11 protein-coding genes are annotated in these 12,083 nt (G+C 64.3%); 5 read left to right on the top strand and 6 right to left on the bottom strand.

What is annotated here, in order from left to right:
- Nucleotides 1–1,473 (top strand): alkaline phosphatase D family protein, encoded by a 1,473-nt coding sequence (locus ACM3N8_RS11890; RefSeq protein WP_416016163.1) that lies wholly within the window; start codon nucleotides 1–3, stop codon nucleotides 1,471–1,473.
- Nucleotides 1,474–1,546: 73 nt separating this feature from the next.
- On the opposite strand, the gene ACM3N8_RS11885 is transcribed toward ACM3N8_RS11890, so the two are convergent.
- From ACM3N8_RS11885 to ACM3N8_RS11860, 6 genes are all read right to left on the bottom strand, one after another.
- On the bottom strand, nucleotides 1,547–2,338 hold the full coding sequence (locus ACM3N8_RS11885; protein ID WP_290019024.1) for a hypothetical protein: 792 nt from the start codon (nucleotides 2,336–2,338) through the stop codon (nucleotides 1,547–1,549).
- The gene (locus tag ACM3N8_RS11880; RefSeq protein ID WP_290019025.1) at nucleotides 2,335–3,651 is read right to left on the bottom strand and encodes a sphingomyelin phosphodiesterase; all 1,317 of its coding nucleotides are present in this window, start codon (nucleotides 3,649–3,651) and stop codon (nucleotides 2,335–2,337) included. Before ACM3N8_RS11880 ends, ACM3N8_RS11885 begins: the two co-directional genes overlap by 4 nt.
- A 216-nt stretch (nucleotides 3,652–3,867) precedes the next feature.
- Nucleotides 3,868–5,427 (bottom strand): methyl-accepting chemotaxis protein, encoded by a 1,560-nt coding sequence (locus tag ACM3N8_RS11875; protein ID WP_416016162.1) that lies wholly within the window; start codon nucleotides 5,425–5,427, stop codon nucleotides 3,868–3,870.
- Between the two features lie 225 nt (nucleotides 5,428–5,652).
- Nucleotides 5,653–6,483, bottom strand: a complete 831-nt coding sequence (locus ACM3N8_RS11870; RefSeq protein WP_416016161.1) for a lysostaphin resistance A-like protein — start codon at nucleotides 6,481–6,483, stop codon at nucleotides 5,653–5,655.
- A gap of 207 nt (nucleotides 6,484–6,690) precedes the next feature.
- Nucleotides 6,691–6,990: a hypothetical protein gene (locus tag ACM3N8_RS11865; protein ID WP_005313598.1), complete on the bottom strand. Its 300-nt coding sequence runs from the start codon at nucleotides 6,988–6,990 to the stop codon at nucleotides 6,691–6,693.
- Nucleotides 6,991–7,039: 49 nt separating this feature from the next.
- A complete protein-coding gene (locus ACM3N8_RS11860) occupies nucleotides 7,040–7,414 on the bottom strand; it encodes a YacL family protein (protein WP_043140571.1) in 375 nt (124 codons plus the stop codon).
- A gap of 208 nt (nucleotides 7,415–7,622) precedes the next feature.
- Here ACM3N8_RS11860 and ACM3N8_RS11855 point away from each other — a divergent pair, with 208 nt between their 5' ends.
- The 4 genes from ACM3N8_RS11855 to ACM3N8_RS11840 all read left to right on the top strand — a co-directional run bounded on the left by ACM3N8_RS11855 (nucleotide 7,623) and on the right by ACM3N8_RS11840 (nucleotide 12,039).
- Complete coding sequence (locus tag ACM3N8_RS11855; protein ID WP_416016160.1) at nucleotides 7,623–8,738, top strand: sugar diacid recognition domain-containing protein; 1,116 nt, start codon at nucleotides 7,623–7,625, stop codon at nucleotides 8,736–8,738.
- Nucleotides 8,739–8,857: 119 nt separating this feature from the next.
- Complete coding sequence (locus ACM3N8_RS11850) at nucleotides 8,858–10,120, top strand: GntP family permease (RefSeq protein ID WP_241325733.1); 1,263 nt, start codon at nucleotides 8,858–8,860, stop codon at nucleotides 10,118–10,120.
- Nucleotides 10,121–10,129: 9 nt separating this feature from the next.
- On the top strand, nucleotides 10,130–11,263 hold the full coding sequence (locus tag ACM3N8_RS11845; RefSeq protein WP_241278936.1) for a glycerate kinase: 1,134 nt from the start codon (nucleotides 10,130–10,132) through the stop codon (nucleotides 11,261–11,263).
- 212 nt (nucleotides 11,264–11,475) lie between these two features.
- Nucleotides 11,476–12,039 (top strand): NnrU family protein, encoded by a 564-nt coding sequence (locus ACM3N8_RS11840; RefSeq protein ID WP_290019031.1) that lies wholly within the window; start codon nucleotides 11,476–11,478, stop codon nucleotides 12,037–12,039.
- Nucleotides 12,040–12,083: the final 44 nt, after the last annotated feature.

The raw sequence follows: 12,083 nt of genomic DNA, 5'->3' as shown, positions 1-12,083 counted from the left end.
ATGGCGAGTCTGGTAATGGGGCCCCTGCTGGGGCTCGAAGCTGAGACGCAATACAGCATCTGTTTTCTGGCGGGGCCCGGCTGCAAGGGCGCCAGCATCAGGATCAACGGCACCTTGCTGCCTGCCGGCAAGCAGGCGGATACCCCAAAGGGCGGTTTCTGGCGGGCCAGCTGGACGGCCAACCCGGCCGCCGGGGGGACGAGCGTGGAGTACCAGATCCTGCTGGACGGGGAGCCCGCCCGGGATCTGGCCGGGGACGACCACTGGCAGTTTCATCTGCCGGGGTCGGCGGAGCAGGTGCGCATCGGTTATGCCTCCTGCAACGGTTTTTCCGACTTCAAGCTGCTCACCTCCACGCCTCAACCCTATGTGATGTGGGATCGGCTTGCTGCCGAACACGCCGCACACCCCTTCTCGCTGCTGCTGATGGGGGGTGATCAGGTCTATGCCGATTCCCTCTGGACCACAGTGCCCAGCCTCAAGGCCTGGAACGAGCTGGACAGGACCGAGAAGGTCAAGCGCAAGGCGACCCGCACCATGGAGGAGCAGCTCGATCGCTTCTACTGCGATCTCTACTGCAAGCAGTGGGGACGGCCCGAGGTGGCGCGCCTGCTGTCCCGGGTGCCAAGCGCCATGATGTGGGATGACCACGACATCTTCGATGGCTGGGGCAGCTATCCCGAGGATCTGCAGGGCTGCGATGTCTATCGGATCATCTATGCCGCCGCCTCCCGCTATTTCCGGCTGTTCCAGCTGCGCAGCGGCGCCAATGCCTCCCTGCTGGACCCGGTCAACTTGGCCCATTACTCCTGGCTGCTCAGTTTTCGGGGCTACCGGATCCTGGCGCTGGACAACCGGGCGAATCGCACCCAGGCCCGGGTGATGAGCCAGTCCCAGTGGGATCAGGTCAACGGCGCGCTGGCCGGCTGCGACGCGGGCCACCTGCTGGTACTGGCGGGCGTGCCCGTGGTTTATCGGGACTTCTCCTTCACCGAGGCGGCGCTGGATGCCACCCCCTGGGAGGAGGAGCTGACCGACGATCTCAAGGATCACTGGCGGGCCAAGGCCCATCAGGGGGAGCGGGCCCGGCTCATCATGCGGCTGCTGGATAACGCCCGAGTACGGCGCCAGCACAAGACCCTGATCCTCTCCGGTGACGTGCACGTGGGCTGCCTTGGCGTCATTCAGGACAAGCGTGAAGGGGTCACAAATGTGCACCAGCTGGTCTCCTCCGGCATAGTCCATCCCTGTCCCACCCAGTTCCAGTGGATGGGGATCCTCGCCATGACCAACGACAATCCCGAGTACCTCGACGAAAACCGCGCGATCCGCGCCGAGCTGATCAAGCCGTTCGGCGCCCCCGTCTACCTACGCACCCGCAACTTCGCCACCCTGCTGATGGGCAGCGACAACAAGCTGTGGGCCAACTGGCATTGCGAGAACGGGCTGGCCGCCAGCTACCCGCTGGCCTGAAGGGCTGGCAAACGCAAAGGGCCCTGGCGGGCCCTTTTTCTTTTCAACGTAGGCTCCCCGGGCCGCCTCCCGCTCAGGGCTTGCCCTGTGCCTGGGCGAAGAAGTCGCGCCTAAACTGGCCGAGTACCTCCTCCCTGTGCTGCTGCCAGCGCTCGGGATCCATGTTCCCCTGACTGGCCGCCAGCTGCTGCTCCAGCTCGGCCAATTGCTGCTGGTAGTGGCCGCGCTGATCCAGCTGCTGCTGGCGGGTGGCGGCAAAGGCCAGGCTGGCCTCGGCCCGATCGGCGGGCAGGAAGTGGCGGGCCAATGTCTCCAGCTCCTCGTCCCCCCACAGCTGGCGCGCCTGCTGCAGGCGGGCGTCCGGGTTGAACAGATCCGCCGCCAGATCCGGATGATCCGCCGCCCACTCATCCTGCAGCCGGGTCAGGGCGGCCAGCCGCTCCGCCAGGGTCAGCTGCTCACCCTCGCTGGCCAGCTGTGCCAGCGCCTCGGCATAGCGCCCCTGCAACCGGGTGAGGCTCTCCCCCTCGCTCATCCACTGCGACTCCAGTTCACTCAGGTTGGCGAGGCGCTCGGCGAGCGGCTGCTCGCTGTCGCCTACCTCGCTGGCGAGCAGCTGGCTCATCTCCTGCGGCATCTCCCGCCAGCTGGGGTGCGGATCCGTGGGCTGGCTCCCGCTGGCAGCCGGGGTGAGCCGGGTCATGAGGGCCGTCACAGGGGGGGCTGGCGCCTGCTGTGGCTGACGTACCCCGCGCAGGCTGGCCTGTGCGTCGGCCGGCGTCTGCGGTGGTTCATATTGCCAGCCGAGGTTGAGCAGCAAGAGCGAGAGGACCGCCAGGGCCAGCAAGCCGTAGCGGCGCTTCATCGGCTGATCTCTCCCTTGACCGGGAAGTGATCGGAGAGGTTGCTGGCGGGCCAGAGGCTGCCATCGCTGCTGCGCGGGATCCAGACGCTGTTGAGGTTATGGCTGGCGGCGCCGTACTCCCGGCTCACCACCAGATAGTCCAGGTACTCGACGTTGGCACCACCGGAAAGGGGCCCGCCGGCATAGGGGTTGAGCCTAGGGTCGAAGGTGGCCTCTGTGTAGCCGCCATAGGCGGGCTCATGGGCATTGAGGTTGCTCAGCATGTTGGCGTAGTCGTCGGCAAACTTGCGCTTGTTGACGTTGAAGTCGCCGCCGTAGATGACGGTGTCACCGGCCGGGATCTTGAGGCTGGCGGCCAGGGTGCGCATCTGGCCGAACTGGATCTGGCGCAGCCGCCTCGCCTCGTCGGTGTCGAAGCTGGCGGTGTGGGTGGCGAACAGGTGCCAGGCCTTGCCCCCTTTGATCACCTCGGCGTACATGACCCCCTTGTCGGCGAAGCAGTCGGTGCCTGTGCACTGGGGATAGACCAGCTGGGCCTCGCGCACGATTGGGTAGCGGCTGACGATCACCACGCCGCCGTCGTGGATGTTGACCCCCGGCTTGTCGAGCACCTTGGTCTGATAGGGGTACTCTTTCGCCAGCGCCTGCAGGAAGCCCTCGCGGCGGCCGTCGAACACCTCCTGCAGCAACAGGGCGTCATAGCCCTTGAGGTACTCGGGCAGCAAGGCCAGCCGCTCGCCTATGCTGGCGGCGATCACCGGCAGGGCCCAGACGTTGTAGCTGGCGACCTTGATCTTGCTCTCCGCCGGTTCTGGCTGCTCCCGCTTTTGTGGTGGCGTCAGCATGTAGTGCAGATCGTCGTAACGGCCGGTGAACTTGGCGGCGAAGGCCAGCTCCTGTGGGCCCAGGGTGCGATGCAGGGCGCGATCGCTCTGCCAGCCCGAGCTGGCGGTCGGGGTGTCGCCACCGTGCTGCAATGTGGTGTTCCACCAGGTGCCCTCCATCAGCTGGTTGAGGCGATAGGTGTCGCCCCCGGCCGTGGTGACCCGGGTTTCGAACAGATAGCTTTTGCCCGCCTTCACCCCCTCGTAACGATTGAAGCTGAGTACCATGGCGCTCTCCCAGGGGCCCAGCTCAGTCCTGTGCTGGATCCACTGGCTGCCCGCCTGCAGCTGGCCGCTGCCGCTCTGGCGGATCTCCAGCTGCAAGGGCTCTGGGCCGTTGTTGGTGAGGTAGACATCGGTATCGGCCAGCGCCTGCAACGGAAACTGGCTGGCCAGCAGCAGGGCGGCATAACTGAGAGGCTTGTGCATCATTAAGTCCTTTTGGTTGAGGCACGATGGAAAGTGACTGTTATGGCGGGCACAGAGGTCATTTCATTTACATTTTTGTTACAAATAAATGAAAGGCCCCATATGGGGAGAGGGGGCATTGAGGGGAGGGATCTGTGCCCTGCCCACGTGGAGAGCAGAGCAGGCTCGGCAATCAGGGGCGCGCGTGCCGGCCGGCATGCGCGCCCCTGTGATGGGTCAGTGGCGGAACTGGTTGATCAGGCGGGAGAGGGCATGCAGCCGCTCCACCAGCAGCGTGATGCCGTCCAGGGCCTGTCTGCTGTTGTCGGCTGTGTGGCTGGCCAGCTGGTGGATCTGGTGGATGCCCTGATCCAGGGTGCTGGTGACATCCGCCTGCTGGCTGACTGCCTGGGCTATCTCGTCGCTGGTGTGGGTGACCTGAGCCAGCATGCGGTTTATCTGGTTGAGCACCTCGGCTGTGGTGCTCACATGCTGCTGGCAGCGCTCCGAGGTCTGGGCCCCCTGGGTCATGCCATCGGCCAGCTGGCGGGTGGTCTGCTGCAGCGCCTGGATCATCTCGTTGATCTCGCCGGTGGAGCTGCGGGTTTTCTGGGCCAGCGCCCGTATCTCGTCGGCCACCACAGCAAAGCCGCGCCCCTGCTCACCGGCCCGCGCCGCCTCGATGGCCGCATTGAGGGAGAGCAGGTTGGTCTGATCGGCGATCTGGCTGATCACCGCCAGGATCCCGCTGATCTTCAGGCTGTCGCCGGTCAGCTGCGCCAGTACCTGATGGTTGGCGTCTAGCTCCTGATGGAGCTGGTTGACCGATGCCTGGGTGGTCGTCAGCGCCTGCAGCCCCTCGGCCGACACCTGCTGCACCTCGCCCACTAGGGCATTGGCCTGATGGGCGTTGCTCGCCACGTCGCGAATGGAGTGGCTCAGTTGTGTGATGGCGGCTGCCAGCTGCTCGCTCTGGGCCCGTTGCTGTTGCAGGTGGATGTCTATGGTCTGGATATTGCCCCTGTCATCCTCGGCGGCCTGCAGTATCTGCTGGTTGGTGTCGGCGCTGCGCCCCACCACCGCCTTGAGCTCGGCCCGCTTCATGCGCAGGGCCAGCTCGAGAGCCGCCAGTGTGTCTCGCCGTTTGGTGTAGAGCACCTGACAGAGCGGGGTGCCCATCTCCTCGCTAGCCGTGACGGCCAGCCGGTTGAGCCGCTGTTGCAGCCGCCCGCCGTGGATAATCTGGGCCAGCAGCGCCGCCGCGCCGGGCGCTCCCCACAGGGGATTGCCGGTGGCGAGGGCCGCCAGCAGGGCGAGCAGGGCCGTGCCGGAGAGGAGCAGGGTGAGCTGGCCCGGCTCCAGGGTGAGCCGGCTGAGCCAGGGCAGTGCCTTGCCCGCCCGGATGCGGGCGTAGAGCTGCTCAGCCCAGGCGATGTCCTGCTCGCTCGGGCGGGTACGCACCGACTGGTACTCTATGATCTGCCGCTGTTCGTTGAGAATGGGGGTGACGTAGGCGTTGACCCAGTAAAACTTGCCGCTCTTGGCGCGGTTCTTTACCAGTCCCATCCAGCTCTTGCCCTGTCGCAGTCGTTGCCACATGTCGGCAAAGGCAGCCTTGGGCATGTCGGGGTGACGCACCAGATTGTGGGGGACCCCCTCCATCTCGTCGGCGTTGTAACCGGCCACCTCGCAGAAGTGCTGGTTGGCATAGGTGATGTGGCTGGCGGGATCCGTGGTTGAGATCAGTGATAGATGGTCGGGGAAGCGTATCTCCCCCTCCCGTTGGGTTGTTGTCATGTGAGCATCCTGAGTGAGCCAAGTAACTGATAGTTTTGTTTTTATTTTTGTGATGGTTACCGGCCCATTTTATGGGGCAAAGATGACGCTAACTTGGCTTGGGTCAATTAATCGACATGCGGGCTTGGCAAAAAAGTGCAAATAGAAAGTCTATATCGAACGGACAGGCCGCAGGCAGGGGGCAGAGGAGGGGAAACAAGGGCGCCCCGGGCGGGGCGCCCGGGATCATCGGGTGGCCAGGGGGTAGGTAAACAGGGCCAGATGGGCGAAGTTGAACAGGAAGTGGATCGCGATGGCGACGCTCAGGCGGCCACTGAACTGGAACGCCAGGCCGTAGCAGGCGCCCGCCAGGGCGGCAAACAGCATCAGTAGCGGGCCGCCGGCCAGGTGGGCGGCGCCGAACAGCAGGCTGGCCACCAGGATGCCGAGCCAGAGCCGGCTGCGGGCGGCCACCCCCTGCTGGATGAAGCCGCGAAACAGCGCCTCTTCCGCCACGCAGGTGAACAGCAGGTTGTTGAGGGCAAACAGCCACCACCAGTGGGGCAGGCCCGCTTCGGGCTTGAGCGCCCCCAGCTGCCAGGCGGTGATCAGCAGAGCCGCCAGCGGCAACAGCAGCAGGGCCAGCGCTCGCCAGCGGATCGCACCGCCCTGGCCGAGCAAGGCGGGCCAGGCCAGCAGCAGGCCGAAGAAGACCAGCGGCTTGTCCAGATTGAGGTACATGTTGAAGGGCACGCTGGCGGGGCCGGCCTGCACCTGATCCAGCACCTTCAGATTGCTGAAGCCGGGGATGAGGTGCAGCATCAGCGCTATGGCCCACAGCAGCATCAGGGTCAGGGCTGCGCCACGCCAGGGCTGGGGCAGGCTAGGGGTGCGCCACGCCAGCAACAGGCCCGCCAGCGTGATCAGCAGGGCGAAGAGGCTGAGATGGTCGAGGTAGAGGGCGGCCAGCAGAGCGACCCCCAGCAGGATCAGGCCGGGCAGGCGTTGCCGGGCCAGACAGAGCAAGACGGCCAGCGCCAGTGCTCCCCAGATGAGCGAATCAGGTAGAGGTAACATTGAGTCTCCAAGGCCGATAAAAGTCCCGCACCTTAACAAGTCGTCACATCATGACACAAGGCTTAATAGGCTGGTCGGATCCCTGCAAGGGCGAGTCTGCGGCGGGGCGCAGCCATGAAAAAGCCGGAGCTGAGGCTCCGGCTTTTCTGATACGGCATTGCCAGGTTTGGGGCGTTTTCGCGGCCCGCCCCGGCAATCACGCGGGATTTATCGACCGGATTCGGCGATGACGCGGGCTATGATGTCGGCACGCTTGGTGGCTTCCAGCTCGCCCAGGGCGATGAGGCCGGCCTTGAAGATGACGTTCTTCGGCAGGCTGACGTCGTCCAGGGTGGTGATGGCTTCGACGTGCAGGCCGTTCAGACGGCTGGCATCGCGCGGGCTCAGGTTGACCTGAGTGTTCATCACCTGCTTGCCTTTCTTCTTGGCAGGCACGGCCTGTTTGGTCTGGTCCTGCTCGTCTTCCGGCTGTTCTGGTTGTTCGCCGTCAAAATCGTAAATAGACATAGTCAATCCTGTTGGGTTGCAAGGGGCATGCTCGCCCGAAATGTGGGTATCAGCCCATATCCTCGTTGCGGATAAAGGCGCGCCAGGAGCCGAGCACCTGGGCAAAGTCTTCCAGTCCGCACATGGCCAGCTGCTCATCATCGTAGTAGGCGAGATCGTCGAGATCCTCATCCAGCTCGATATTGAGGACGTTGGCCTTCACTTCGGCCTCCTCAGGGGTGAGCAGCAGTGAATAGTCACCGCCGTGCAGCAGGTATTCCGTGCGGGTGCGATTGGACAGCTGGTCGATGATGGAGAAGAGCTCGTCGAGCTTCTCCTCATCCTTGCCAACTTCATCGATCAACCACTGACCGATGGCCTCATGGCCCATGGAGAACCGGGCGCGATAGCCACCGAACGGGTCGCGGCGAAATTCATAGTCCATAGCGGAGTCCATATCGGAAGGATGAAGCCACCACGCCACACAGCGGCATAACGCCAGATCCATGATCCATGGTGGGGCACACATAGCGTAAAGTGGCCTATTCTAGCGATCCCCCCCGCGCTTGTCTTGATGATGTGGGATCTTTGCGCGTCGGCCCGTGCGATTGTCGGCCCCCAGGCGTCATGCCAGCTTGTTGTCCGGAGATGTTATGCAGCTAAACGATACCCTGGCCCGTCAGATTGTCAGTCGGGCGATGAAGATATTGTCGTTCTCGGTCAACGTGATGGATGAACACGGTTTGATCATCGCCTCCGGCAATCCCGAGCGCCTGCATCAGCGCCACGAAGGGGCCGTGCTGGCGCTGACAGAGAACCGGGTGGTGGAGATAAGCGAGGCGACCGCCCGGCAGCTCAAGGGGGTGCGTCCCGGCATCAACCTGCCCATCGCCTATCAGGGGGAACTGCTCGGGGTCATCGGCATCTCGGGCGATCCGGACGAAGTGCGTGCTTACGCCGAGCTGGTACGCATGACGGCCGAGCTCATTCTGGAGCAGGCGGCGCTCACCGAGCAGTTGCAGTGGGACAAGCGCCACAAGGAGGAGCTGGTGCTGCAGCTCATTCGCGGCGAGGGGCGGGTCGATCAGCTGCAGCAGGCGGCCCGTTTCCTCGAGCTGGATCTGGACCAGCCTCGGGTGGTGGCCGTGCTGGCGTTGGAGGAGGCGGATCCGGCCCGCCTGCGGGAGCTGGTGCATCTGCTGGAAAATCCGGAGCGGGACAATCTGGTGGCCATCAATGGCCTCGACGAGATAGTGGTGCTCAAACCGGCCCAACTGAGCGAGGGCGTCTGGCAATCGGAGCAGGAGCGCAGCCGCATCAAGCAGTTGCTGGCCCGCATTCCCCACTTCAAGGTGCGGATCGGGGTGGGTGATTACTTCGGCGGCATAGACGGGCTGGCACGCTCCTACCAGACGGCGCGGGATACCTTGCGCCGGGGCATGCGGCAGGCGCCGCGCAAGCAGGTCTACTTCTTCGAGGATTACCGGCTGCCTGTGCTGCTCGGCAGTCTGGCGGACTCCTGGCAGGCGGATCAGCTGCGGGCCCCCTTGCTCAAGCTGGCGCAGGAGGACAGAAAGGGAACGCTGCAAAAGACGCTACGCCAATATTTCTTGCAGGATTGTGATCTGCATCCCTGTGCCGAAGCCCTGTTCATCCACCCCAATACACTGCGCTACCGGCTGACCCGGATCGAGCAGATAACCGGGTTGAATTTCAACAAGTTAGATGACAAGTTCCTGCTCTACCTCGGGCTCAATCTCGATAGCTGATTTGTTGTAATGAACAAGAAGTATCTCTTTAAAGAGACCTTATTTGGCTTTTCAGCCAAAGCATTCCGATCCCGGATCACCATAATGGCCACCACTCACTCATTTGAAAGGTGCCCGTCATGATCCCTGTATCCGCGCTCGGCGCTCTCGCCGCGCTCTCCATCGCCATCTTCCTCATCCTGAAGAAGGTGCCGCCTGCCTACGGCATGATAGTCGGCGCCCTGGCCGGTGGCCTGATCGGCGGGGCCGATCTGACCCAGACGGTCGCCCTGATGATAGGTGGCGCCCAGGGGATCACCACGGCGGTGATGCGGATCCTGGCGGCCGGTGTGCTGGCGGGCGTGCTGATCGAATCGGGCGCGGCCACCACAATCGCCGAGACCATAGTCAAGAAGCTGGGCGAGACCCGCGCCCTGCTGGCGCTGGCGCTGGCCACCCTGATCCTGACCGCGGTCGGCGTCTTCGTGGACGTGGCCGTCATCACGGTCGCCCCCATAGCGCTGGCCATAGCGCGCCGTGCCGACCTCTCCAAGGCGGCCATACTGCTGGCCATGATAGGTGGCGGCAAGGCGGGCAACGTCATGTCCCCCAACCCGAACGCCATCGCCGCGGCCGATGCCTTCCACCTGCCGCTCACCTCCGTCATGGCGGCCGGCATCATACCGGGCCTGTTCGGGCTGGTGATGGCCTACTGGCTGGCCAAACGGCTGAACAACAAGGGCAGCAAGGTCGCCGCCGACGAGGTGGTGAGCTTCAGTGGCAGCAAGCTGCCCGGCTTTGCCGCCGCCATCAGTGCGCCCCTGGTCGCCATACTGCTGCTGGCCCTGCGCCCCATCGCCGGCATCGTGGTGGACCCGCTGATTGCACTGCCCCTCGGCGGTCTGGTCGGCGCCCTTATGATGGGCAAGTTCAGCAAGGTGAACCAGTTTGCGGTCTCCGGTCTGGCCCGTATGGCGCCGGTGGCCATCATGCTGCTGGGGACCGGTACCCTGGCGGGTATCATAGCCAACTCGGGTCTGAAGGATGTGCTGATCAGCGGCCTGACCGCCTCAGGTCTGCCCTCCTACCTGCTGGCCCCCATCTCGGGCGCCCTGATGTCGCTGGCGACCGCCTCGACCACGGCCGGGACTGTAGTGGCTTCCAACGTGTTCAGCTCCACCCTGATCGAGCTCGGCATCAGCAGCCTGGCGGGGGCCGCCATGATCCATGCCGGTGCCACCGTGTTTGACCACATGCCCCACGGTTCCTTCTTCCATGCCACCGGTGGCAGCGTCCACATGGGCGTGGGGGAGCGCCTCAAGCTCATCCCTTATGAAACTGCCGTCGGCCTGACCATAGCAGCCGTCTCCACCCTGATGTTTGGCGTGTTTGGTCTCGCCTGAGGAATTGATATGAAAATTGTTATCGCACCGGATTCATTCAAGGAGAGCCTGAGCGCCATGGCGGTGGCCGATGCCATCGAGGCGGGTTTCAAGCAGGTGTTGCCAGATGCCACCTACATCAAGCTGCCCATGGCCGATGGCGGCGAGGGCACTGTGCAATCCCTGGTGGATGCCACGGGTGGCAGCATACTGCCGTTTTATGTGACAGCGCCGCTCGGCAACCAGGTGCAGGGCTTCGTCGGCCTGCTGGGGGATGGCGAACGCGCCGTCATCGAGATGGCGGCGGCCTCCGGCCTGCACCTTGTCCCCCCCGAGCTGCGCAATCCGCTGCACACCTCCAGCGTCGGCACAGGTGAGCTGATCCTGGCGGCCCTCGACATGGGGGTGAAGCACCTGATCCTCGGCATAGGCGGCAGCGCCACCAACGATGGCGGTGCCGGCATGATACAGGCGCTCGGCGGCAAACTGCTCAAAAGCGATGGCACCCCCATAGCGCCGGGCGGCGCCGGGCTGGCGGAGCTGGCCACCATAGATCTGAGTGGGCTGGACTCCCGGTTGGCCAGGACCACCATAGAGGTGGCCTGTGACGTGGACAATCCGCTGTGCGGCCCGACAGGCGCCTCCGCCGTATTTGGCCCGCAGAAGGGGGCCAACGCAGAGATGGTGGCCCAGCTGGATGCCAACCTCTCCCACTACGCCGATTGCATCGAGCACGCACTCGGTTGCCAGGTGAAGGCGATCCCGGGTGCCGGCGCCGCCGGTGGCATGGGCGCGGCCCTGGTGGGCCTGCTCGGTGCCGAGCTGAAACCCGGCATCCAGATCGTCATAGCGGCGTTGAAACTGGCCGAGGCGGTGGCCGATGCGGATCTCGTCATCACGGGAGAGGGGCGCATCGACAGCCAGACCATTTACGGCAAGACGCCAATCGGTGTCGCACGCTGTGCCAAGCAGTTCGGCAAGCCGGTGATAGGTATTTCGGGCTGCCTCACCGACGATTACGGTGTGGTGCATGAGCACGGACTGGATGCGGTGTTCGCCGTGGTCAACCGCGCCATGTCGCTGCCGGAGGCGCTGGCCACCGCCACCACCAACCTGCAGCTCACGGCCCGCAACGTGGCCGCGCTCTATATGCTGCGACGCTGACCCTCTTCTGGCTGGTGCCAGGCACCGGCCAAACCCTGCCCCGTGTCGCGGTGATGACCGGCATCCTCTGCCGGTCTGCCCGAAACACCTTGCCGATCTGTCGATCGGCTTTTTTCATTATCCTGCTGTATCCCCACCACTTTTCTGCGGTTTCTGTGTTCCGGTTGCGCACTTTGCGGCATAGTGATCCCCCATAGTACAAGGAGCAACCCATGATCTTGCTGACCCTGGGGGTACTGCTGTTTACCCTTATTCACCTCTACCCCTGCTTCGCCGCTGCCCACAGGGACCGCCTGCGCGACCGGCTGGGGGAGAATCGTTACAAGGGGCTCTTCTCGCTGCTGGTATTTGTCGCCATCGGCTTCATTCTTGCCGGCTGGCGCAGTGCCAGCCCCATGCCGCTCTACTTGCTGCCCGCCTGGGGCCCGACCCTGATGATGGCCGCCATGCCGGTCGCGTTGATCCTGTTCTTCTCCGGCCAAGGGCCCAATCACCTGCGGCGCTGGCTGGTGCATCCCCAGCTGCTCGGCACCCTGATCTGGGCCGGCGCCCATCTGGCGGTCAACAGCGAGGCCCGCTCCCTGGTGCTGTTCGGTGGCATAGGTCTATGGGCGCTGATCAGCATCATCTGGATTTCGGTGCGTGACTGGCAGCGCCATCCCCGTCCCGCAGCGAACTGGGTTGGCACAGGGATAAGCGTGGGGGCCGGGCTCGCGGTCACGGCGCTGCTGATCTTCTGGGGCCATGGCTGGCTGACCGGCATACCGCTGCGCTGAGGCAGGGTTGAACCGACTGCGCCGTTTGTGCGTATGACGCTCAT

It is taken from the genome of Aeromonas sp. A04, assembly GCF_047780465.1.
Taxonomy (GTDB): Bacteria; Pseudomonadota; Gammaproteobacteria; order Enterobacterales; family Aeromonadaceae; genus Aeromonas; species Aeromonas bestiarum.
This window is presented reverse-complemented; position numbering and strand designations above follow the sequence as displayed.